Source organism: Halomonas sp. H2, from assembly GCF_050215315.1.
Classification (GTDB): Bacteria; Pseudomonadota; Gammaproteobacteria; order Pseudomonadales; family Halomonadaceae; genus Vreelandella.
The window spans coordinates 1,115,807-1,136,957 of record NZ_CP189760.1 but is presented as its reverse complement, the minus strand read 5'-3'; the positions used below and the strand labels follow the sequence as shown (position 1 = coordinate 1,136,957).

Sequence of the window (21,151 nt, the reverse complement as noted above, 5' to 3'; positions counted from 1 at the left end):
ATCCGCCCTAAATAAAAGCAACAATGCATTTTTCTGCAAGACTTTAACCATGGCTTCAGTAGGGAGGCAGTAATGGCAGGCCCCACAACACGCGTACTTGCGGTGCTTGAGTTGCTGCAAGCTAATGGCCAAATGGGCGGCGCTGAATTGGCCGAACGCCTGGGCGTGGATCGGCGCACTATACGGCGATACATTACGGCGCTGGAAGATATAGGCGTGCCGATAGTGACCGAGCAAGGGCGCTACGGTGGCTACCGATTGGTGGCTGGCTTCAAGCTGCCACCCATGATGTTTACCGACGAAGAGACATTCGCCGTTTCGTTAGGCTTATTGGCCGCTAGCCAACTGGGGCTAACAAACGCAACGCCCGCCATTGCCAGCGTACAAGCGAAGCTCGAGCGAGTGATGCCAGCTAATTTAAAAAGCCGTGTTCGCGGCATCAGTGAGTCCACTCAGGTGATCTTACCCCGGCGTGAGCCCAGCCTTGATGACCGCGCCCTTGAGACGCTGACTAAAGCCACAGAGGCCATGCGAACCGTGGGGCTTACCTACCACTCCCCGCAGCATGATCCGATTGAGCGTCAGATCGACCCCTACGGGCTAGTTTTCCAACGAGGTCGGTGGTATGCCGTTGGTTTTTGCCATCTGAGGGGAGCCATGCGCTCATTTCGGTTAGATCGTATCAGCGGCGTGCACCTACTCGCTGATACCTTCATACGCCCCGCTCACTTCGATGCAGCCGATTTTTTGAGCGAAAACCTCATGTCCTGGGGCCCCACTTATGAAGTGTCACTGGTGCTGCACATCGATCATGGCGAGGCCGCTTACTTCGAGAACCAACCTTTCTGTATAGGTCAGTTCGAACAGGTTAAGGGTGGACTACTGCTCAATACCCGAACGGACAGCTTCGAGTGGTTTGCCTATTGGCTGGCACAGCTTCCGTTCCGATTTACAATCCTCAAGCCAGATGGCCTCAAGGAGGCGCTTCGCGGACACGCCAACCATTTACTAGCAAGTTGCGAGTGCGCTTTATCATATCCAATAGATGTGCCCTGACACGGTCTAAAACCTAGGAGCATGGATCGCCCTGATAGAAGGCAGCGGCTGGACACTTATTCTGCCCGGGATTTTGCTGCTGCTATGACCCGGATTTGCCTATGCGCTTGCGGCAAGTGCCCAGTGCCACATTTGGAATTGAAGAAAACGGCTGAGCGTGATGGACTCACCGGGCTTTATAACCGAGGCTTCTTGGAAGCCGCACTGCAAATGAGTATTCAGGGCAAGGCGCAGACGCCGAGCCTGGAACCAGCGCCGCAAGCAAAGGGCAGATAAACTGAGCACAGCGCCTTATAAAAGCTTCCTCACAAACCACTGGCAAACGGCTGCCCCCACTTATCGCCATGCACTAGTTCATTTAACGGCAGGCGGGAACGCCAGCCTTTGGCTTCAAGCTCCGGCTGGTCTAAAAACTCACTCACATAGCCAAGGCAGAGGTACGCCAGCGGATAAACATGCTCAGGTAGGTTCAGTGCCGTGCTTAGCTGTTCTTGGTCGAGAATACTCACCCAACCAACACCAATGCCTTCCACTCGCGCTGCCAGCCAGAGGTTCTGCACGGCTAAGCAAGTGCTGAAAAGATCGGTATCAACAATACTATTGCGCCCCAGCACGTGGGGGCCACCCCGGCTTCGGTCGCAGGTAATGCAGAGATTAAGCGGGCTCTCCATAATACCTTGCAGTTTAAGGCTGCGATAATGCTCTTTACGCTCGCCTTCAAAGCGCTCAGCGGCCTTCTGATTCTCCTGCTCGAACATCGCCAGCACCGCTTCCCTGACGTCGCGACTTTCAATCACGATGAAATCCCAGGGCTGCATAAACCCTACTGAAGGCGCATGATGCGCAGCTTCCAACAGGCGGTTTAGCACATCAGGGGGAATCCGGTCGGGCAGAAATTGCGAGCGCACATCACGCCGCTCGTGGATGGCGCGGTAGAGCCCGCGCCGCTCAGCATCGGAAAAACGGTGGTTCGCGGTGGTCATTGTGCTGCTCGGGCCTTTTGCTGATCGATTTTAGAGACAGTGCAGAGTCTACACGAGCTCAGCCCAGCCGCCATACGCCAGCGCCCGATCAAGCCAGCCTTTCAAGTGCCGGGCGTGCCATCACAAGAGGAAACCCAAATATTCAATAATGGCTAGCTGGCCACGCAGGCAGGCATCACTATTACTCAAACCCCGCTAAAAACTGCTTAAGCAGACCATCAAGTTGCGCCCGTTGCTCTTTACTCAGGCCACTCACCAACTGCGCCTGGGTTTCCACATGGGCGGCCACCGCTTCGTCAATTAAATCAAATCCGCGCTGAGAAAGAGAAATTAGAAAACTGCGACCATCATTGGGATTTTTGACCCGCTCAATCAACCCGGCCTTTTCCAGTTGATTGATTCGGTGAGTCATGGTGCCCGACGTCACCATGGTGGATGCCATTAAATCCCCCGGCGATAGCGCGTAGGGCTCTCCCTCTCTACGCAGAGTCGCCAGAACGTCAAAGCTGGCGTCCGTCAGGCCGTATTCCGCCCAGGTTCTCTCCATTGCACGCATTAAAGTGTAGTTCAGCCGCTTGACCCGCCCAATGGTGCCCATTGGCTCGACATCAAGGTCGGGCCTCTCCTGCCGCCACTGTTTGAGAATGTTGTCTACATGATCCATAGCAGTATTTTGCACTCACTTATCTTGACGTCAAGATAAATCACACATACCTTGATATAAAGATACTTTCAAAAACGGTACGAATGAGAACTTCGCCAATGACGTTATCAAGCACTGCCCGCACAACACACTCACGTAAAAGAGCTTGGCTTGCCCCACTGATATACCTGCTAGCCGGTGGCGCCTTGCTGGGTCTATCGACTAATTTGGCTAAACTTGCTGGTGACATTCAGCTGTCAGCACTCGCTTTTCTGTTCTGGTCGATTTCAGGGGCAGCGCTTATTCTGCTGGCTCTCGCAGCCTTCCGCCGCAATCTGCCCCCAGTCAGCGTCCGTACCGTTGAGTATTACGCCTTTTCGGGGCTGCTAGGCGTAGCAGGTGCCAACCTACTATTTTTCTCAGCCATCCCCCATGTAGGTGCTGGGTTCGTGGCATTAATCATCACACTGCCACCGCTACTCACCTACGTCGGCGCACTGGCGTTAAACATGGAGCGGTTCCAGGTATTGCGTGCGGCGGGAGTAATATCAGCCCTTGTGGGAGCCGTCACCCTGGCTTTCCATAAGTTTTCTGCCCCGGATGCTGATTACCTCTGGATTCTCCTCGCTTTAATTGGCCCCGTTCTGCTGGCTATCGGCAACCTCTACCGAACCTTACGCTGGCCAGAAGGCGTATCCAGCGATGCGTTGGCGCCGGGGATGCTTATCGCAGCGGCCATCATTCTACTCAGCGTGGGGTTTCTGCCGGGCTTCTCACTAAGCGTTCCGACAGACAGCTCCCTGCCAATCATGCTGATTGCCGTTCAAGCAATGGTCTTCGCAGGCCAGTTCTTACTGCTCTTTCTGCTACAGAAAAGCGGCGGCCCGGTGTTTCTGAGCCTATTGGGTTCTGTGGGCGCGGTGGTAGGTGTTCCGGTCGCCATATTGTTGCAGGGAGAAACCGCCCCCGAAGGCTTACTGCTAGGCACCCTGTTAATTGCTGCCGGCATTGCCCTGCTTAATATTGGTAAAGCTAAGCAGGTGCCTGATAGAGCAGCCTAAACGATAGGGTAAAGACCGTGATATTGGATGCCGCTGGTAGAACCACCAAAGCGATGTTCACGCATTCATTACCGAGCGGAGCTAAATAGGCGCCATAATCCGGTGTTGCTTTCACATGCTTTAGAAACTAAAGCGCCAAGACATTGGCTTGGCATTCTGATGTCTATTTTAATGTATCCCCTACCCCAACTGAAACGGGTAAACAGACCCGATCTTGAGTAACTGGGTTAGCTCATCCAACGCGGCTAGCGACTCTTCCGCCAGCTGCGGGTCTTTGAGGTCGTCGACAGCCAGCCGGTCGCGGTAGTAGTGATTCACCCAGGCGTTGAGGTCATCGTAAAGCGCATCAGTGATCAGTACGCGGCCGGTGAGCGCGGCGCGTTCGGCGTCTGTTAGCACCACACGCAGGCGCAGACAGGCGGGGCCGCCACCGTTGCGCATGCTCTGCTTGACGTCTTTGACGATTACTTCACTGATGGGGTTATTGCCCGCCAGCAGATAATCCTGAATGGTGCGCCATACAGCCTCGCGCTCCTGGCATTCGCCGGGCACGACCAGCGTCATGGTGCCATCCGGGTTGGACAGCAGCTGCGAATTAAATAGATACGAGGCCACCGCGTCTTCCATGCTTACCGCTTCCAAAGGCACGCGCACGGGAATCAGCGGGCTGGCCATTTTGGCGCGCAGCTCATCGAGCGTGCCTTCTTCATCCAGAAAGGCCATTTCGTGATAGAGCAGTACAGGGCCGTTGCCGACTGCAATCACATCGTTGTGGAAGACGCCTGCGTCAATGGCGTCCGGGTGCTGCTGGGCGAATACCGTTTGCGCTTCCGTAAGCCCATGTTGGCGGGCCACCGCCTGGCTGGCTTCCAGGGTTTGCCTGGCAGGGAAGCGTGTTGGCTCCCGCTCGCCGCCAAACGCTTGGCGGCCATAAACAAACAGGTGAACGCCCGGCTCACCGTACTCACCACATAAACGGGTATGATTGGCCGCGCCTTCATCGGAAAACGCGGGCGTTGCGGGCAGCACCGAATGGTGGGCGAAGTGCTGTTCGTCGCGAAAGATCGCCTGCAACACCCGGCCAGTGGTTTGCGGTTCCAGGTAGCGGTGAAAGCTGGACTGCAGGTTGGCAGGGGTGAAATGCGCCCGACTATCCGGTGCATCAACGCTGGGTGTAATCGTGCCCGCGTTAGCCGTCCACATGCTGGAAGCAGAGCATACCGCTCGCAGCAATTGCGGGGCCTCTTTAGCGGCGCGGGCCAGCACCTCACTATTGCTGCCGCTAAAGCCTAAATCGCGCAGCGCGCCAACATCAGGTCGCTGTTGCGGGGGCAGCACGCCCTGAGCGTAGCCCGCGTCCATCAGCGACTTCATTTTTAGCAGTCCCTGGAGAGCGCCCTCTTTGGGGTTAGAAATCAGGCCCCCGTGGCTCATGGAGGCCACGTTGCCAACCGCCAGCCCAGAGTAGTTGTGGGTTGGGCCGACTAGGCCGTCAAAATTGACTTCCCTGGCGTCAGCGGTAATCACAGGCTAACTCCTGGCGGCAGGGTCTCGGGCATTTCCAGGCTGTCGGCTTCCATGGAAGCCACCGGATAGGCGCAGTAGTCTGCCGCATAAAAAGCACTGGGGCGGTGGTTGCCGCTGTCGCCTACGCCACCGAAAGGCGCATCGCCGGAGGCGCCGGTGGTTTGGCGATTCCAGTTGACAATCCCAGCGCGTATCTTCAATAAAAAGTCGTCCCAATCGGCTTGATCACCGCCAATCAGCCCAGCAGAAAGCCCGTAGCGGGTGTTATTGGCAAGCTGTAGCGCTTCATCCCAATCGCTATAACGGTGGATTTTCAGCAGCGGGCCGAAGTGCTCCTCATCGGGTACGTCCAGGCCGGTCACGTCGATCAGCGCGGGGCTTAGCAGGCTGGTGTTTTCTTGCAGACGCTGCATCCGATTGATTACCGTGCCGCCCATCGTTTCAAGCTCATCTTGTGCCTTGAGCAGGCCATCTGCCGCGGCTACGCTCACCAGGCCGCCGTAAAATGGCGCAGGATTCTCCTCAAACTGACCCGCCACCTGGAGCTTGGTAATCGCTTCAGAAAGCGCATCGACCAAGCGGTCGCCTACGGCGCCTTCCGGCACCATTAAGCGCCGTGCGCAGGTGCAGCGCTGACCGCCGGAAAGAAACGCCGACTGCAGAATCGTCAACACGGCGGCGCGTTCGCCGTCGACGTCCTTGACCACCAGCGGGTTATTGCCGCCTAGCTCAAGCGCTAAGATTTTATCCAACTGCCCGGCAAACTGTTGATGCAGCATACCGCCCACTTTGGCGCTGCCGGTAAACAGCAGGCCATCAATATCGGGGTTGGCTACAAGTGCTTGGCCTACCGGCACACCGCCCTGCACCAAGTTAATAACGCCTGCGGGCAGACCGGCTTCCAGCCAGCACTGCAGGGTCAAGTCGGCAGTCAACGGCGTTTGGTCGCTGGGCTTGAAGACCACACAGTTACCCGCCAACAGCGCAGGCACCATATGGCCATTGGGCAGGTGGCCAGGGAAGTTATAGGGGCCAAACACCGCCATCACGCCGTGGGGACGATGGCGCAGCACGGCTTTTGCACTACCAACGACTTTTTCCCGTTCACCGGTGCGTTCGTTATACGCCTTAACCGAGAGTGCTACTTTACCCACCATCGCACCCGCTTCTGTGCGCGCTTCCCACAGCGGCTTGCCGGTTTCAGAGGCAATCGCCACGGCCAAGTCTTCACCACGTGTTTTTAGCACCTCGGCAAATCGCTCGACAAGCGCCTGGCGCTCGGCAAAAGGTGTGCGCGCCCAGCCGGGGAAGGCACCGCGAGCGGCTTTCACAGCGGCCGTGACCTGTTCAGAGCTAGCCGTCGCTGCTTGCCATAGCGACTTGCCAGAAACGGGGTCGTGCTTGCTCAACGGCTCTGCGTCGCCTGTGACCCAGGCGCCATTGATCAGTTGCTGCTGTTGGGCATGCATAAAACTCTCCTGTAAACATCGCCTAGGTTTCGAGTAGCCGCAGGGTATCGCCGGTGGTAACACCTAGGCGCTTCGCTTCCTGCTCGCTAAGCACAATAGTATCGTCGTCGGTGGGCGCGCGACCTATCCAGCTGGCGGTAAAGCTCAGCATGTGGGTAGTAGCTGCCAGCCAGCGGCTGGCACTCTCTTCGCTAGCCGCGACAGAGACTTCCACTTGGCAAAGCCACGAGTTGCGAATAGCGCGTACATCGTCAATATAGGCCTCCACCGTCGGGCCACCGTCAAAAATATCGATATAGCCTTCCCAGCGCAGCCCTTCTTTTTTGAGCATCTCTAGCGCCGGGCGCGTATGCCGATGCACCTGACCAATGCAGGCCCGCGCCTCTTCGGCCATAAAGGTGGTGTAGATGGGAAACTTGGGCATCAGCTCGCCGATAAAGCTCTTCTGCCCCAGGCCGGTGAGCCGATCCGCTTCGCTGAAATCCATGGGAAAGAAGTGCTTGCCCAGGCTCTCCCAAAAAGGGCTAGTGTTGTTTTCGTCAAACACCCCACGCATCTCCGCCAGTACTTTATCGGGGAAACGGTCGCGGAACTGGGCGATAAACAGCCAACGTGCTTTGGAGAGCAGCGCGCCGTTGCGCAAATGTTTATTGGCTTCGCCGCGATATTCCGGGCGCAGAAACAGCGAGCACACTTCGGCGTCGCCGGTGTGGTCGGAGCTTAAAAACAGCGTGTCGATGGTGCGGTGTAAATCCAGCTGGATGGATGAGTGCGCCAACGTGCCCAGGCGATAATTATAAAATGGAACTTCGCGACCTACCTGGCCTTCAATGGCGCAGCAGCCAGCCAATTCACCGCTTACTTCATCTTCCAATATAAAGAAGTAGAGCCGATCATCGGCTGGCGTGCGTTCTTCAAAAGCGCGGACGGCGGCTTCAATCTTGCCAGCCAGAAACTCCCGGTTATCGGGCAGCGAGGTAAAACCCACACCTGCCTGCTGCGCAAGCGCCTGGAGCCCATCCAAATCATCCCGGGCGATGGGTCGAATGCGCATTACATTTCTCCTTCATCAAGCGCGTCTACCGCAGTGGGCAATGTGAGCGGCGCGGCGAGCACTGCCCGCCCTTCGGTAACCCCCAGTCGCTCCGCGTGTTCAGCGGAGAGCATCAGTTGTCCCGTGGCTGACAGTGCGTAGCGCGCAACGATGCAGCGAAAATCACCCAACTTTTGGTTGGCGATCATGGCTGGTTCAGCGTCGGGCAAAACATGCTCGGGGCGAATACGTACCGGGTGCCACGCCGCGCGGCGGAAGGTTTCTAATCGTTCTCGCTCGGCTTTGACAATCGGCCCGGCGTCGAAAATATCCACATGACGGGAGCGCACAAAGCCCTCTGCCAGCATCTCTTCCAGGGCCTCTTCGTGGGCCGGGTGTTCGCGGCCAATGGCCGCCCGTGCCTGGGGCGTTAACAGTGGCAGGTAAAGCGGAAATTGCGGCATCACCTCGGCGATAAAGCTTTTCGAACGCACGCCCGCGATGTGATTCATATCCTGAAAGCTGCGAGCGAAAAAGTGCCGCCCTACGCTCTCCCAAAACGGCGACTCACTGCGGGCATCCAAATAGCCGGGAAACGCCACCGCCAGAATGCGCGAGAAACGCTCCGGGTACTGGGCAATAAACATCAAGCGCGCCCGGCGCAGCAGATTCTCGGCGCTGGTGCCCTTATACCGGGGATTAAGCGAAAAAGCGCACAGCAGGGTAGCGTCTGAAACTTCATGAGAGAGCGCTAGGGTCTGTACCTCACGGCGCACGTTGAGCTGCTGGGAGGCGTGAATCAGCGTTTCCTGGCGATAGGTGTAATAGGCCTCATTAGCGCCCGCCTGGGCGCGAATGGTGGCCGTACCCAGCACTTCCTCGCGTATATCGTCCGCCAGAACAAACGTATAATGCTCATCTTCTGGAAACTCAGCATCGCCGTTAAAGGCGTCTTGAGAGCGCGCAATGCGCTCCTGAAGCCGCTCACGGTTAGCGGGTAAATTGGTCAGCCTGGGAACCGCATGCTCAGCCAATTGCTCCAGCGCGGCAAGATCAGCCTGTTTCACCGGTCGAACTACCAGCATTTTCGACGTTCCCCCTTCAGTTGGCACAATCGCCGCTGCGGTTTGCTCTCTCATGCTGTCGCAACTAACCGCTCGATAGCGCGCTCTAGACGGGCCATACCCTCGGCGATATCCGCTTCAGGGATCACTAAAGACGGCGCCATGCGCAGCACATTGGGCCCAGCGACCAAGGCCATCAGGCCCTCTTCAATCGCCAGCGGCAGGATATCTTTAGCACGCCCTTCATAGGCATCCGACATTTGGGCGCCCATGAGCAGGCCCATACCGCGAATCTCTTTAAACACGCCGTGCTTGCGGTTGATGGCTTCTAAATGTTCGCGGAACAGATCGTGACGCATCTTCACGCCTTCGAGCACCTCGGGCGTGTCGATAAACTCGACCGCCGCTAGCGCCACGGCAGAAGCCAGCGCATTGCCGCCGTAAGTGGAACCGTGAGTACCAATCACCAGCGACTTAGCCACTGCATCCGTCGCCAACATGGCACCAATAGGGAAACCGCCGCCCAGGGATTTTGCGCTGGTAAGAATATCCGGGGTAATGCCGTAGTTCTTATAAGCGTAGAGTTCGCCGCTGCGACCAACGCCGGTTTGCACTTCGTCAAAAATCAGCAGCGCATTGTGCTCATCGCACAGATCACGCAGGCCCTGAAGGAACTCCTGCGTTCCGGGCACGATGCCGCCCTCGCCCTGCATGGGCTCGACCATAATCGCGCAGGTGTCGTCGCCGACCAGCGCGCGCACGCTCTCAAGATCGTTATAGGTCGCGTGGAGAATACCGCCGGGCACCGGGCCGAAACCCTGTGAATATTTGGGCTGCCCGCCCACGCTCACCGTGAAGAAAGTACGCCCGTGGAAGGACTGATAAAACGAGATGATCTTATCTTTCTGTTCGCCGTGGTTATCCACCGCCCAACGACGCGCCAGCTTAAGTGCAGCTTCGTTGGCTTCACCACCGGAAGAGCAAAAAAACACTTTATCGGCGAAGGTGCGCTCAACCAATGTTTTGGCGAGCGCAAGCGCTGGCTCGTTGGTGAATACGTTGGACAGGTGCCACAGTTTTTCGCCCTGCTCTTTGAGCGCATTGACCAGCACCGGGTGGCAATGGCCAAGGGAGTTAACCGCGATGCCCCCGGCAAAATCGATATATTCACGCCCCTGCTGATCCCACAAGCGGCTGCCTTCGCCGCGCACAGGAATCACCTGCTGCGGTGAGTAGTTGGGCGTCATGTAGTGGTCGTAATCTTGACGGCTTGGGGTATGGCTCATGGCACGCTAGCTCCAGTAGAGGAAAGGAATGAAAACAGTATAAGGGGCCAACAAGGTTATCCGCTTTCAGCGATGGGACAGCAAATTATGAATAGCGGCGCTCATATTAAACGCTCCTCTCTCGGCGTCATGCCGAAATGGTGGCGGTAGGCAGTAGAAAAGTGGGCGCCAGAGGAAAACCCTGTGGCAAACGCGATATCGCCTACCGGCCGGTCACTGTCGCGCAACTGCTTGCGGGCTTCCTGCAAGCGCAAATCGAGATAGTAGCGACTAGGCACCGCTTGAAGATATTTCTTAAATAGCCGCTCTAACTGGCGCCGGGAAATCCCCAGGTGCTCAGCCAGCTCCAAAGTCGAGAGCGGCTCTTCGATGTTCGCCTCCATCAATGTGACAGCATCGACCAAACTCTGCGGTGCGTGGCCCAAGCGACTACGCAGCGGCACATGCTGGCGTTCGTCCGCTAGGCGAATGCGGTCACACACAAACTGCTCCGACACCTGCTCCGCCAAGCGCGCGCCGTGATGCTGGCTAATCAGCGTGAGCATCAAATCCATCGCCGCGGTGCCACCCGCGCAGGTCAACCTATCGCGATCAATTTCAAATAGCTGTTGAGATAGCGTGACCTGCGGGTAAGCCTGTGCAAAAGCGTCGAAACGCTGCCAGGGGAGCGTCGCGCGATAGCCCTCCAGCAACCCACAACGCGCCAGCACTTCCGTGCCCCCCGCCAAACCTCCTAGCGCTACGCCGCGCCCTTGGTGTCCTCGCAACCACTCATTTAGCTTGGCGGGCAGCGTATAAGGCAGTGGCGAAGGCGCACACACCAGCAACAGATCCAGCGGGCCTAGGGCGGCAGTTAATGCATGCTGGGCAATCAGTGAAAGCTGAGCGCCGCTGCGCACGGGCTCATCATTAAGGCTTAGCGTGACCGTGTGGTAAAGCATCTGGCCACTCAACTGGTTAGCCATCTGCAGCGGCTCTAAGGCGCTGGCGTGGGTCAACAACGAAAACCCTGGCAGCAGCATAAATGCCACCCGCCGGCGGGGTAGCGCTGCCTTTTCGGCTAACGGGTTGGGCTGCATGATAACTGACTGGGTTGGATTAAAAGATGCATGAAACGCTGCTGCATGAAAAACCGCCATCGGCGTGGTTAAACGCCCATCTTACCCAATTGCGAAGAGGATGGCAGCGTTAAGACCACTGCAGAAAAAACGTGACGCATGAATGCAAATTGCCGGGCACAAAGGCCCGGCAAAAATGCGCTAGCAGTACATTTAGCGTTAGTTACCGCGATTAATAATGCCTAGCACGATAATACTGACCACAATCACCCCGAGGATGATAACGACCAAAGGCAGTAACTTATAAAGCCCGCCCGGTCGTTCCCTGGCTTCAGGCTGAAGGTGCGGTTTTGAAGATTCAAAATCCTCAGGTACCCGCTCATTGATAATGTGTTGCTTCTCTTCTTCCGGGGTTTTGCTCTCCCTGGTATCCATAAACACCTCCTGCGTTCCGGTCGAATGGCGCAGCGCTAGCGCCTCGGTGCATGGTTTACAGATTCACAACGTCAAACTTAACCTCTGGATTAACGTCGGCATCGTAATCGACATCGTCACGCTCAAAGCCAAACAGCTTCAAGAATTCGTGCTTATAACCAGCATAGTCGGTAATTTCGAAAAGGTTTTCGGTGGTGACCTCTGGCCATAGATCCTGGCAGGCTTGCTGCACGTCGTCGCGCAACTCCCAATCATCCAAGCGTAGACGGCCCGCGTCATCGGTAGCGAATTCGCCACGCAGCCCGTTGGCTGAATAGAGCTGCTCACCGAATAGCCGGTTCAACTGATCTATCGTGCCTTCGTGCAGGCCCTGCTCTTTCATGATGCGATAGACCATGGCGATGTAAAGCGGCATTACCGGAATCGCTGCGCTGGCCTGAGTCACCACCGATTTAAGCACCGCAACATTGGCGCCACCGCCGCTGGGCTTTAACTTGCTATCGATAGCCGTTGCGGCGCGGTCAAGATCTTCCTTGGCTTTACCCAGTGCACCGTGCCAGTAGATCGGCCAGGTGATTTCGGTGCCAATGTAGCTAAACGCTACGCTGCGTGCGCCTTTTGCCAGCACACCGGCTTGATCAAGCGCTTCCATCCACAGCTCCCAATCTTCGCCACCCATCACGGTGATGGTGTCGTCGATCTCCTGCTGGGTAGCGGGCTCCACTTCCGCTTCGATAATCGCGTCTTTATTGGTGTCGATAGCGGTGGCGCGGTAGGTTTCGCCAATGGGTTTCAGGCTGGAGCGTTTGAGTTCGCCGCTGTCGGGCAGCTTACGCACGGGGGATGCCAGCGAATACACCACCAGGTCGATTTCACCCATATCCTGCTTGATCAGCTCAATGGCCTTTTCCCGCGCTTCATGGGAGAACGCATCGCCGTTGATCGAGTTGCTATACAGGCCTTCCTGTTTTGCGAATTTATCGAATGCAGCGCTGTTGTACCAACCGGCGGTGCCCGGCTTTTTATCGGTGGCGGGCTTTTCAAAGAACACGCCCAGAGTGTCGGCGCCGTAGCCAAATGCAGCGGTAATACGCGCTGCCAGCCCATAGCCACTTGAAGCCCCAATGACGAGCACTTTTTTTGGGCCAGCGCTTTTATCCAAACCGCGGGCGCGGGTCGCTTCAATCTGTTCGCGAACATTCTGCTCGCAGCCGACGGGATGAGTGGTGGTACAAATAAAGCCGCGCACTTTGGGTTTAATAATCACATCGAACCTCTTTATCGGATAAATTTAGCTATCGCCATCATAACTAGCAACATCGTTTTGAAATAGCATGTCATGACTAAGTAGAGCTATTCTAGCGGTCTCCGGGCGCCCTGTCCGCTCTTGAGCTATTGTCCACCTTTGAACTATTGTCCGCCCTTGAGCCAGGGGCGCTTTCGCGTCACGATAGTCGCCTAGGTACTTATGTCACAGCACCCACTTCCCCTATGAGGCGACCATGAATGCACAGCAGCTAGTAGATGAACGCGGCGATCTATGGCTAGCGTTAGCGCCGCTGTGGCTGGATCGTGAACCCAGCGAGCGCGATTACGCGCGCATGGTAGGCGTCGTGGAGCGCTACGATATGTCGCTTAACGAGTTGGAATGGATGTTTCGCCTGGAAATGGCGCCGGTGATGTCGCGCCACCAGCTCTCGATTGCCAGCGAGTGGCGACAGTTTAACGACCGTAAGCTGATGCAGCAGTTGGTCAATCACAATTTGCGCTTGAAAGGCTGGCGGCGTAAAAGTTGGGCACTGTTTTCGGGCTTAACCACCATGATGGTACGCCACCGCTTGAACGCGCTAGTGAGTCGCGTGGCTGTCTCGCGAGGGGAGCAAGCCTAGGGGTAGGTTTGATCGAGGGCTTTTTCTAACGCCAAGCGCAGCGGCCGCCCGTGATCGCGAGGGCCAAAGCGGGCAATGACATTGCCATCGCGGCTTATCAAAAACTTAGTAAAGTTCCATTTGATCGCTTGCGTACCCAGCACGCCAGGCGCCTCGCCCTTAAGCCAGATAAATAGCGGATGCGCATCTCCCCCATTCACTTTTACCTTCTCCATCAGCGGAAACGTCACCCCAAACTGCTGCTCTCCAAACTGGCAGAACGCTTGGGCATTTTCAGGCGATTGGCGGCCAAACTGGTTACACGGGAAGCCGAGCACGGTGAAACCGCGATCTCGGTAACGCTGATAGAGGCTTTCGAGCTCTTTTAACTGCGGAGTGAAGCCGCATTGGCTGGCAACATTGACCACTAGCAGCACTTGGCCGCGCAGTGCACGCAGATTGAACGGCAGCCCTTGGTGGTTAAAACAATCTTGGTCGTAAATCATCGTTAAGCCCCACAAACACCCCAAACGGCATAACCGTCACCATGCCATGGCTATGCTTTTTACACCAGTGGCCCGGCAACCACTCTTAGCGCCAGCGCGATTAGCAGTACCCCGGTGATTCGATTGATCCAGTGAGCACGCTGTTGCAGCCAAGGCAGAATGCGCGAGTGCGAAAGCACCAACGCCACGAGTACGTACCAGCCCCCATCGATAATCATCGCCGTCAGCACAATGATAGCCTTGGCGAGCACGCTCATATCGGGGGTAACAAACTGGCTAAGCAGCGCGACAAAAAACAGAATCAGCTTAGGATTGCCTAGCGCGACCAGCACGCCCTCTTTGGCTGCCTGCTGGCGACTGGTGGCAATTGCGTTAGGCTGCAAGGCGCCCGCTTTCCCTGCGCGCAGCGCTTTAATCCCCAGCCATGCCAAATAAGCGGCACCACACCAGGTAATCAGTTGAAACAGCAGCGGAAAGCCAGCGATTAATGCCCCCAACCCCCAGACGGTCAACAGCGCATAAAACCCCACCCCAAAGGCGTGGAATATTGCCGCTGTCACCCCAGAAAAGCGACCTCCGCCTAGCGTATGGCGCAGCACCAGCGCCAAGCTTGGCCCAGGCGACATAGCGCCCATGGCACAGATAGCGGCTAATGATAGCCATAGCGTCAACGGCATCCCGGTTCCTCGTTGAAGGGTCGATATCACAGTATGTGGGCTGGCGGCCAGTATACGCCAAGCCAAGCCGCAGGTTGGCGGGCGTCTTAAATAACGCTGTTAGCATGGTACGCTGTTGGGTAAAATTTGCTTTTTTCACGCTTATTTTTACTTATTTCTTTCAGAATCGCCGCTCAATGCGAGGGGCGTATGGCTAACACAGGACGGCAACATGGGTAGGGCTTTTCAGAACCGTAAGGAATCCATGGCCAAAACGGCCGATGCAAAGACCAAGGTTTACAGCAAATATGGCCGCGAAATTTACGTTTGCGCCAAAGCAGGTGGCAGCGACCCCAATGGCAATTTAGCGCTACGCGGATTAATGGAGCGGGCTAAGAAAGACCAGGTGCCTTCTCACGTCATCGATAAAGCACTCGACAAAGCCAGCGGCGCCGGCGGCGAAGACTTCTCAGCTGCCCGTTACGAAGGCTTTGGCCCTGGCAATGTGATGGTGATTGTCGACTGCCTTACCGACAACCCCAACCGCACCTTTGGCGACGTGCGCGGCTGCTTCACCAAAACCAAGAGCAAAATCGGCACGCCCGGCAGCGTCAGCCATATGTTCGACCACTGCGCTATCTTCTCTTTCGCGGGCAGCGATGAGGAGGCGGTGTTGGAAGCCTTGATGGAAGCCGACGTCGATGTGACGGACATTGAGCAAGAAGCCGAGCGTATCACCGTTTTCGCCCCGCACACCGACTACGCTAAAGCTAAACAGGCACTGTTAGATGCGTTCGGTGAAATTGACTTTGAAGTAGACGAGATTCAGTTCCTGCCGCAAACCACCACTCCGGTTGAAGGCGACGACGCGGCGCTGTTTGAAAAATTCCTAGGCATGCTCAACGAACTAGACGATGTGCAAAACGTCTATCACAGCGGAGAATTACCCGAATCGGCGGATGCCTAGTCAATCACTATCGCTTTAGTAAGTAGAGTCTGCCGCGTTGTGGGCATCCAACGCGGCGTTCGGTGGCAGCAGTGCTGGCTGCACGCCCGCGGCACTCAGCACCGTTTTGCCACGCACAGTTAAGTCGGTAATAAACAAGAACTGCTGCCGTGGGTCCACCGGATAGGCGCGTATGCGGTAGTGGGTGCCCCAGGGTTTCTCCTCGGCTACTACAATGATCGGTTGATCGAATTTGAGATAGGCGCTGGTCAGTGCCACATCGCGCAGCGCCTTACGTACCCAGCCTGCCTCATGCTCAGGGTGTAGATAAAAACTCGCTACGCACTGCAGGCTAGTGCCGCCATTATTAGCGTTGTAGACAGCGTGATCCCAAAGCTTTAAGTGCGGCACGGCGACCAAATCATCGTCGGGGGTTTGAATATCGACGGTGCGTAAACCGACGTGTTTAACCTCACCATAAGTGCCTTCGATATTGACCCAGTCCCCAGGGCGATAAGGCAGTTCAATAGCTGAAACAACCCCCGCAATCAGGCTGCTAACATAGTCCTTCATGGCAAAGCCAATGGCTAAGCCCAGTGCCCCCAGCAGCGTCACCATATTGCGTAGCGACGGCTCGATAATAATCGGCACAATAATGGCGAGCGCCGTGATCAAAATGAATAAGCGCGTCAGCGGTACCAGTGCAAAAATACGAAAACGCACCTGACCGTGTAAGCGGCTAGCCAACCAGTTTAGGCCACGCTGGCTGACGATGATCAGCACAATAGCACTGGCAAGCACCACCCCCAGGGTGATCAGTGCTTGGCTATCAATATCGTTAAACAGTCGGGCGTACTTCTGTTGTTCGTCCATGGCTGCCCTCCACGGGCCTGTCGCTAATAGCGGGGCTACTTAAAGGGGATCGACCAGGTAGTTGCGCGATTCCAGTAATTGGCGAACGCTGGCGTAGCTCAACGGGGTAATCTGCCAACGCCCTTCACAGCTTGAAACGACGCCTTTGCGCTGTAGCGCTAACCGCGCATTAAGGGCTTCATGGTGTGAGAATGGCAGCACCTGCCCCAGCGAGTCATCATCCAACCCGCCATGAATTAACAGGGCATGCAGCACCAGCGTGGCGATATCTCCGGTATCGGCGGAAAGCTCCGCCTCGGCGAGGGCATCTACCAGCCACAGCGCCTCTTCATCGTCTGATGTTGGCTCACGCAGCCGCTCCCGCCAGTAGTGCCAAGCAAGGCCGATATGACCACGGCAGTGAGCGGCTAAGCGCTGCAGCTCTTTGTTAGGGGCTTTATCGGCAGACTGGGTTGCTGATTCAGTCAATACCGGCTTGCCGGTTCGCGTGCTGTAGACCAACGGCGACTGCCCCCTATGGGTCGCAATCTTGGTAAAGTAGTGCGATAACTGCTCGCCTTCCATGGATTGAAGCGTAAACACCGGCGCACCCTCGATACCGATCACCTGTTGTAGGTAGGCGTACGTCCAGCTGTCGCAGCCAATCACACCTTGCCCCAAGCGGCCACTTAAAGCGCGCTCAAGAAATTCACGCACGCCCTGAATACCCTGAGTATGGCGCAAAAAGTGGCGCTCTAACGCGGGGACTGCCCAATGGCGCTGATTGGCGCAACGCGCCACCCACTGAGTATCACCCTCAGCGAGTTCGCTCAGCGTTGGCGGTGGCACACAGGCAACCAGATGCGCTTCTGCCCAGTGGTTAACCACTGCCACATGGCCGCCGTGAGGCGGCGTAATAAAAAACGTAACCGGCGCTTTCAGGCCGTTTAGCTGCTGCGCTAAAGCCTTTGTGGCGGGCGCCCAATCGATGGGCGGCACTAAGTGTGTAAGCTTAACCTCGGGTAGCGCACGCAGTTCATTTTCTTCTTTTACCTGCTGCTCAGTATTGTTTTTGCCCACCAGCCACGTCGAAGCCGAACGCAACGAGCGTCGCCACTGGCTTGCCTGGGTCTGCTCAGGGGTATTAAATTGCTCAAGCTCAACGACCACCCACAGCGGCGTATCGGCCGATGATGATTGCTCCCCCATGACTCTGTTCCTATGGCTAGCGTTAAGCACTCACTTTAGCACGGTGCACCCAGCTGCTAACCTCAAAGACGAACTTATAGTCTAAAATAAAGTCGTTACAGACAGTAATTAGCACACACTTAACGGACTATTATTTTTGATTGCCAAACAATGGAAAAGCTAAAGGAGTCAGCGATGAGTGTTGTCCACGTTAGCGAAGCAGAACTGCATGCCAAGCTTGAAAAGTGTATTGCCGGTGAGCGGCTACTGATTGAGCACGAAGGCAAACGCTTCAGCGCCAGAGTTCAGCACGTCGGGCTGGTAGGCGTAAAGGTGATACCTGAAACCGAGATTAAAAACAGCCACCGCACGCCGGGTGACGTGGAAGGGGTTACGGTTCCCTACGATGAAATACTGGAGTTGGAAGTAAAAGGTGTGGTCTACAGCCGTTTGCCGGATTAGCCTGCACTTGCACGCCCGGCAAGTGCGCAAGGCGTGCAAGCAGGTTATCTATGGCTCACTTCGTTGAAAGTAAGCCAGCCGATTTAAAACGTCAGGCAAATCTTGCCGAAGTGCTGACCAGATTCCTGATGGCGGAAAGCGTCGGCGATCTCGGCCAGCGGGAATTCACAGTCAATGACCGGATGCATATCGAAGGTTTCCAGCGCGCGGATCATCTCGATCTGGTGGCGACGACTACCCACTATTAAGCCTTTTAAACTCGCCTGCTTAGCCATTAGCTTAGCCGTTGGCAGTTCACCTTCACGGCCAGTGAGGATACCAATCAAGGCGATATGCCCACCGATTTTCACCGCGTCAATGGACTGCGGCAATGTGCCAGAGCCGCCCACCTCAACAACGTGATCAACGCCTTCGCCGTTGGTCAGCTCTTTCACACGCTTACCCCAGTCTGGCGTCTCTTTATAGTTGATGGTGTGCTCAGCGCCCATTTCGCGTAGCCGCGCCAGCTTTTCGTTGGATGACGATGTCGCAATCACCCGCGCGCCCATCAGGCGGGCAAACTGCAGGGCAAAAATCGACACCCCACCAGTGCCCAGCACCAGCACGCTATCCCCCGCTTTTATACCCCCATCGACGACGAGCGCGCGCCAAGCGGTTAAGCCAGCGGTGGTTAAGGTAGCGGACTCTGCGTGGCTATAGCCCTTGGGCTGATGGGTAAACCACTCGAACGGGCGCACGACCAATTCGCGAGCGTAGCCATCCACGCCGTCGCCCGGCGTAGTACGAAAATCACCCACTCTTGCCGGGCCTTCCAGCCAGTGCGGAAAAAAAGTCGAGACCACGTGGTCGCCAACAGCGAATTCGCTAACACCTTCACCGACCGCCTCAACCACACCCGCGCCATCTGACATGGGAATTCGCTGGCCTTGCGTCGGGATCATCCCGGCGACCACGGCGTAGTCGTGGAAATTCAGCGAACTGGCGTGCAGGCGTACTTTAATTTCACCGGGGCCAGGCTCTCCCGGAGCCGCTAGTTCAACGACCTCTAGCTTGTCTAAACCGCCGGACTCTCTAAGCTGAATGGCTTGCATCACTACCTCCTATTGAGCGCATGTGGTTAAAAACGTCATATTGTTAAAACGCTCAGTAAACGACTGGTCTATTATGAAATAAGGGCATTATCTTCTAGATCAAGGTCGTGACCTAAAAAACCACCCGACTGTCGCTGCCATAAGCTGGCATAGATACCGCCTTGTGCTAATAACTCTTGATGCGTGCCAGTTTCGACGATGCACCCTTCGTCCACCACAATCAGCCGATCGAGCATAGCAATGGTAGAAAGGCGGTGCGCAATGGCGATAACCGTTTTGCCTTCCATTAGCGTATCTAGCTGCTCCTGGATAGCTGCTTCGACTTCTGAGTCAAGCGCCGAAGTCGCCTCATCCAAGACCAGAATCGGCGCATTTTTGAGTAGTACCCGGGCAATCGCAATCCGCTGGCGCTGGCCGCCGGATAGCTTAACGCCGCGCTCGCCCACGTGAGCATCCAACCCGCGGCGCCCTTTCGGGTCGACCAGGTCATTGATAAAGGTATCTGCATGAGCGCGGCACACTGCGTTCCAAACGTCTTCGTCGCTGGCATGTGGGCTGCCATAACGGATATTATCGCGTAGCGAGCGGTGCAGCAGCGAGGTGTCCTGGGTGACCATGCCAATCTGGTGGCGCAAGGAGGTCTGGGTCACCTCGGCAATATTCTGCCCATCGATCAGAATGCGCCCACCCTGTACGTCGTAAAAACGCAGCAGCAGATTGGCGAGGGTCGATTTACCGGCACCTGAGCGGCCGATCAAGCCGATCTTCTCGCCAGGAGCAATCGTAAGCTCTAAGCCATCAAATACCGTTTTACTTTCGCCTTTCGCCTGGGCATAGCCAAAGCGCATGGCGTCAAACCGGATCTCCCCATCGGGGACGTTTAGCGGCTGTGCACCGGGAGCGTCGCGCACCGTCGGCTCCTGGGCGATGGTATTCATGCCATCCTGTACGGTGCCAATATTCTCAAACAGCCCGGCAACTTCCCACAAAATCCAGTCGGACATAAAGCGGATGCGCATCACCAGAGCGATGGCGATCGTCAGTACACCCAGCGAAATCGCTTCCATGTACCAGGCGCTGATGGCCATGGCTGCCGTGCCCACCAACAGCGCGGTATTTAACAGCGTCAAACCTACGCTCATAATGGTTACCAAGCGCATCTGGCGATGAACGGTGACCATAAAGCCTTCCATGGCATCGCGGGCATAGCGCTGCTCTCGCTCAGTGTCGGCAAACAGCTTAATGGTTTGGATATTGCTGTAGCTGTCCACTACGCGGCCGGTCATTTGCGCCCGAGCGTCCGCTTGGGCCATGGAGACATCGCGCAGGCGCGGCACGAAGAAGCGCATAATCGCCAGGTAGCCTACTAACCAAAGGCCCAGCGGGATCAGCAGCAATAGATCCGCTCGGCCCAACAGAAAAGCCGCGCCGGTAAAGTAAACAATGGCGTAAACCAGCAGCCCCATTACCTTGGTGACGGTTTCGCGGATTGCCAACGCCGTTTGCATGACTTTTTGCGATACCCGCCCGGCAAATTCGTCCTGATAAAATGCCAGGCTTTGACTGAGCATATGGCGATGCGATAACCAGCGGCCAATCATCGGGTAGTTACCGAAAATACTTTGATGGGTGACCAGCGACTGCAACAGTACCAACAGCGGCAAACCGATCAACAGCAATAGCCCCAGACCTGTTAGCCACAGCCCGTTTTCAGCCCAAAAGCCTGCCCGCTCAACATTGCCCAGCCAATCGACTAGCTGGCCCATGTAGCTGAAAAAAACCACTTCCGCCGCCGATACCAGTGCTGTGAACAGCGTCATTAACAACAGTAGCGGCAGCATCGGACGGGAGAAGTGGACGATAAACGGCATTAAGCCCTTGGGCGGTGTTTTAACCTCGCCTTCTGGGTAGGGATTAACCCGCGTTTCGAAGTAACGAAATAGCGGCTGTAAAACACGCGATAGCAT

21 protein-coding genes are annotated in these 21,151 nt (G+C 56.2%); 5 read left to right on the top strand and 16 right to left on the bottom strand.

Annotated elements, in window-relative coordinates; genetic code table 11:
* Window positions 1–72 precede the first annotated feature (72 nt).
* Window positions 73–1,056 carry a helix-turn-helix transcriptional regulator gene (locus ACQE2I_RS05140; RefSeq protein ID WP_427030394.1) on the top strand — a complete coding sequence of 328 codons (984 nt, stop codon included), beginning with the start codon at window positions 73–75 and terminating at the stop codon, window positions 1,054–1,056.
* A gap of 305 nt (window positions 1,057–1,361) precedes the next feature.
* Here the strand turns inward: ACQE2I_RS05140 and bluB are convergent, their stop codons facing one another.
* A complete protein-coding gene (bluB, locus tag ACQE2I_RS05135) occupies window positions 1,362–2,039 on the bottom strand; it encodes a 5,6-dimethylbenzimidazole synthase (RefSeq protein ID WP_427030393.1) in 678 nt (225 codons plus the stop codon).
* Between the two features lie 181 nt (window positions 2,040–2,220).
* The gene (locus ACQE2I_RS05130; RefSeq protein WP_427031388.1) at window positions 2,221–2,703 is read right to left on the bottom strand and encodes a MarR family winged helix-turn-helix transcriptional regulator; all 483 of its coding nucleotides are present in this window, start codon (window positions 2,701–2,703) and stop codon (window positions 2,221–2,223) included.
* A gap of 98 nt (window positions 2,704–2,801) precedes the next feature.
* Between ACQE2I_RS05130 and ACQE2I_RS05125 the strand changes: the two genes are divergently transcribed.
* On the top strand, window positions 2,802–3,743 hold the full coding sequence (locus ACQE2I_RS05125) for a DMT family transporter (protein WP_427030392.1): 942 nt from the start codon (window positions 2,802–2,804) through the stop codon (window positions 3,741–3,743).
* Between the two features lie 180 nt (window positions 3,744–3,923).
* Here the strand turns inward: ACQE2I_RS05125 and astB are convergent, their stop codons facing one another.
* The 8 genes from astB to fabV all read right to left on the bottom strand — a co-directional run bounded on the left by astB (window position 3,924) and on the right by fabV (window position 12,882).
* Window positions 3,924–5,270: an N-succinylarginine dihydrolase gene (gene astB, locus ACQE2I_RS05120; protein ID WP_427030391.1), complete on the bottom strand. Its 1,347-nt coding sequence runs from the start codon at window positions 5,268–5,270 to the stop codon at window positions 3,924–3,926.
* Window positions 5,267–6,739, bottom strand: a complete 1,473-nt coding sequence (astD, locus tag ACQE2I_RS05115; protein ID WP_427030390.1) for a succinylglutamate-semialdehyde dehydrogenase — start codon at window positions 6,737–6,739, stop codon at window positions 5,267–5,269. Before astD ends, astB begins: the two co-directional genes overlap by 4 nt.
* A gap of 22 nt (window positions 6,740–6,761) precedes the next feature.
* Window positions 6,762–7,793: an arginine N-succinyltransferase gene (astA, locus tag ACQE2I_RS05110; RefSeq protein WP_427030389.1), complete on the bottom strand. Its 1,032-nt coding sequence runs from the start codon at window positions 7,791–7,793 to the stop codon at window positions 6,762–6,764.
* The gene (locus ACQE2I_RS05105) at window positions 7,793–8,857 is read right to left on the bottom strand and encodes an arginine N-succinyltransferase (protein ID WP_427030388.1); all 1,065 of its coding nucleotides are present in this window, start codon (window positions 8,855–8,857) and stop codon (window positions 7,793–7,795) included. Before ACQE2I_RS05105 ends, astA begins: the two co-directional genes overlap by 1 nt.
* A 50-nt stretch (window positions 8,858–8,907) precedes the next feature.
* Window positions 8,908–10,122 (bottom strand): aspartate aminotransferase family protein, encoded by a 1,215-nt coding sequence (locus ACQE2I_RS05100; protein WP_427030387.1) that lies wholly within the window; start codon window positions 10,120–10,122, stop codon window positions 8,908–8,910.
* Between the two features lie 101 nt (window positions 10,123–10,223).
* Window positions 10,224–11,201, bottom strand: coding sequence for a GlxA family transcriptional regulator (locus tag ACQE2I_RS05095; RefSeq protein WP_427030386.1), 978 nt, complete (start codon window positions 11,199–11,201; stop codon window positions 10,224–10,226).
* 198 nt (window positions 11,202–11,399) lie between these two features.
* Window positions 11,400–11,615, bottom strand: a complete 216-nt coding sequence (locus ACQE2I_RS05090) for a hypothetical protein (RefSeq protein ID WP_427030385.1) — start codon at window positions 11,613–11,615, stop codon at window positions 11,400–11,402.
* A 55-nt stretch (window positions 11,616–11,670) separates the two neighbouring features.
* On the bottom strand, window positions 11,671–12,882 hold the full coding sequence (gene fabV / locus ACQE2I_RS05085) for an enoyl-ACP reductase FabV (RefSeq protein ID WP_427030384.1): 1,212 nt from the start codon (window positions 12,880–12,882) through the stop codon (window positions 11,671–11,673).
* A gap of 235 nt (window positions 12,883–13,117) precedes the next feature.
* Between fabV and ACQE2I_RS05080 the strand changes: the two genes are divergently transcribed.
* Window positions 13,118–13,504: a DUF7079 family protein gene (locus tag ACQE2I_RS05080; protein WP_427030383.1), complete on the top strand. Its 387-nt coding sequence runs from the start codon at window positions 13,118–13,120 to the stop codon at window positions 13,502–13,504.
* Here ACQE2I_RS05080 and ACQE2I_RS05075 read toward each other — a convergent pair.
* Window positions 13,501–13,989, bottom strand: coding sequence for a glutathione peroxidase (locus tag ACQE2I_RS05075; protein ID WP_427030382.1), 489 nt, complete (start codon window positions 13,987–13,989; stop codon window positions 13,501–13,503). The genes ACQE2I_RS05080 and ACQE2I_RS05075 overlap by 4 nt on opposite strands.
* Before the next feature lie 59 nt (window positions 13,990–14,048).
* Window positions 14,049–14,666 carry a LysE family translocator gene (locus ACQE2I_RS05070; protein ID WP_427030380.1) on the bottom strand — a complete coding sequence of 206 codons (618 nt, stop codon included), beginning with the start codon at window positions 14,664–14,666 and terminating at the stop codon, window positions 14,049–14,051.
* A 211-nt stretch (window positions 14,667–14,877) separates the two neighbouring features.
* On the opposite strand from ACQE2I_RS05070, the gene ACQE2I_RS05065 reads away from it, so the two are divergent.
* Complete coding sequence (locus tag ACQE2I_RS05065; protein WP_427030379.1) at window positions 14,878–15,612, top strand: YebC/PmpR family DNA-binding transcriptional regulator; 735 nt, start codon at window positions 14,878–14,880, stop codon at window positions 15,610–15,612.
* A gap of 15 nt (window positions 15,613–15,627) precedes the next feature.
* Here the strand turns inward: ACQE2I_RS05065 and ACQE2I_RS05060 are convergent, their stop codons facing one another.
* A complete protein-coding gene (locus ACQE2I_RS05060; RefSeq protein ID WP_427030378.1) occupies window positions 15,628–16,464 on the bottom strand; it encodes a mechanosensitive ion channel family protein in 837 nt (278 codons plus the stop codon).
* Window positions 16,465–16,503: 39 nt separating this feature from the next.
* Window positions 16,504–17,652: a hypothetical protein gene (locus tag ACQE2I_RS05055; protein ID WP_427030377.1), complete on the bottom strand. Its 1,149-nt coding sequence runs from the start codon at window positions 17,650–17,652 to the stop codon at window positions 16,504–16,506.
* Window positions 17,653–17,826: 174 nt separating this feature from the next.
* Between ACQE2I_RS05055 and ACQE2I_RS05050 the strand changes: the two genes are divergently transcribed.
* Window positions 17,827–18,093 (top strand): hypothetical protein, encoded by a 267-nt coding sequence (locus tag ACQE2I_RS05050; RefSeq protein ID WP_427030376.1) that lies wholly within the window; start codon window positions 17,827–17,829, stop codon window positions 18,091–18,093.
* Window positions 18,094–18,176: 83 nt separating this feature from the next.
* On the opposite strand, the gene ACQE2I_RS05045 is transcribed toward ACQE2I_RS05050, so the two are convergent.
* On the bottom strand, window positions 18,177–19,184 hold the full coding sequence (locus tag ACQE2I_RS05045; protein WP_427030375.1) for a zinc-dependent alcohol dehydrogenase family protein: 1,008 nt from the start codon (window positions 19,182–19,184) through the stop codon (window positions 18,177–18,179).
* Window positions 19,185–19,255: 71 nt separating this feature from the next.
* A complete protein-coding gene (locus ACQE2I_RS05040; protein WP_427030374.1) occupies window positions 19,256–21,151 on the bottom strand; it encodes an ABC transporter ATP-binding protein in 1,896 nt (631 codons plus the stop codon).

Excerpts from the sequence above, each read along its gene's own strand:
- ACQE2I_RS05090 (WP_427030385.1), bottom strand. The coding sequence starts at position 11,615 with ATGGATACCAGGGAGAGCAAAACCCCGGAAGAAGAGAAGCAACACATT.
- ACQE2I_RS05140 (WP_427030394.1), top strand. The coding sequence starts at position 73 with ATGGCAGGCCCCACAACACGCGTACTTGCGGTGCTTGAGTTGCTGCAA.
- ACQE2I_RS05040 (WP_427030374.1), bottom strand. The coding sequence starts at position 21,151 with ATGCTATCGCGTGTTTTACAGCCGCTATTTCGTTACTTCGAAACGCGG.
- astD (WP_427030390.1), bottom strand. The coding sequence starts at position 6,739 with ATGCATGCCCAACAGCAGCAACTGATCAATGGCGCCTGGGTCACAGGC.
- astA (WP_427030389.1), bottom strand. The coding sequence starts at position 7,793 with ATGCGCATTCGACCCATCGCCCGGGATGATTTGGATGGGCTCCAGGCG.
- ACQE2I_RS05095 (WP_427030386.1), bottom strand. The coding sequence starts at position 11,201 with ATGCAGCCCAACCCGTTAGCCGAAAAGGCAGCGCTACCCCGCCGGCGG.
- ACQE2I_RS05070 (WP_427030380.1), bottom strand. The coding sequence starts at position 14,666 with ATGCCGTTGACGCTATGGCTATCATTAGCCGCTATCTGTGCCATGGGC.
- ACQE2I_RS05075 (WP_427030382.1), bottom strand. The coding sequence starts at position 13,989 with ATGATTTACGACCAAGATTGTTTTAACCACCAAGGGCTGCCGTTCAAT.
- ACQE2I_RS05060 (WP_427030378.1), bottom strand. The coding sequence starts at position 16,464 with ATGGACGAACAACAGAAGTACGCCCGACTGTTTAACGATATTGATAGC.
- ACQE2I_RS05050 (WP_427030376.1), top strand. The coding sequence starts at position 17,827 with ATGAGTGTTGTCCACGTTAGCGAAGCAGAACTGCATGCCAAGCTTGAA.
- ACQE2I_RS05125 (WP_427030392.1), top strand. The coding sequence starts at position 2,802 with ATGACGTTATCAAGCACTGCCCGCACAACACACTCACGTAAAAGAGCT.
- ACQE2I_RS05080 (WP_427030383.1), top strand. The coding sequence starts at position 13,118 with ATGAATGCACAGCAGCTAGTAGATGAACGCGGCGATCTATGGCTAGCG.
- ACQE2I_RS05055 (WP_427030377.1), bottom strand. The coding sequence starts at position 17,652 with ATGGGGGAGCAATCATCATCGGCCGATACGCCGCTGTGGGTGGTCGTT.
- ACQE2I_RS05065 (WP_427030379.1), top strand. The coding sequence starts at position 14,878 with ATGGGTAGGGCTTTTCAGAACCGTAAGGAATCCATGGCCAAAACGGCC.
- ACQE2I_RS05045 (WP_427030375.1), bottom strand. The coding sequence starts at position 19,184 with ATGCAAGCCATTCAGCTTAGAGAGTCCGGCGGTTTAGACAAGCTAGAG.
- ACQE2I_RS05100 (WP_427030387.1), bottom strand. The coding sequence starts at position 10,122 with ATGAGCCATACCCCAAGCCGTCAAGATTACGACCACTACATGACGCCC.
- ACQE2I_RS05105 (WP_427030388.1), bottom strand. The coding sequence starts at position 8,857 with ATGCTGGTAGTTCGACCGGTGAAACAGGCTGATCTTGCCGCGCTGGAG.
- bluB (WP_427030393.1), bottom strand. The coding sequence starts at position 2,039 with ATGACCACCGCGAACCACCGTTTTTCCGATGCTGAGCGGCGCGGGCTC.
- ACQE2I_RS05130 (WP_427031388.1), bottom strand. The coding sequence starts at position 2,703 with ATGGATCATGTAGACAACATTCTCAAACAGTGGCGGCAGGAGAGGCCC.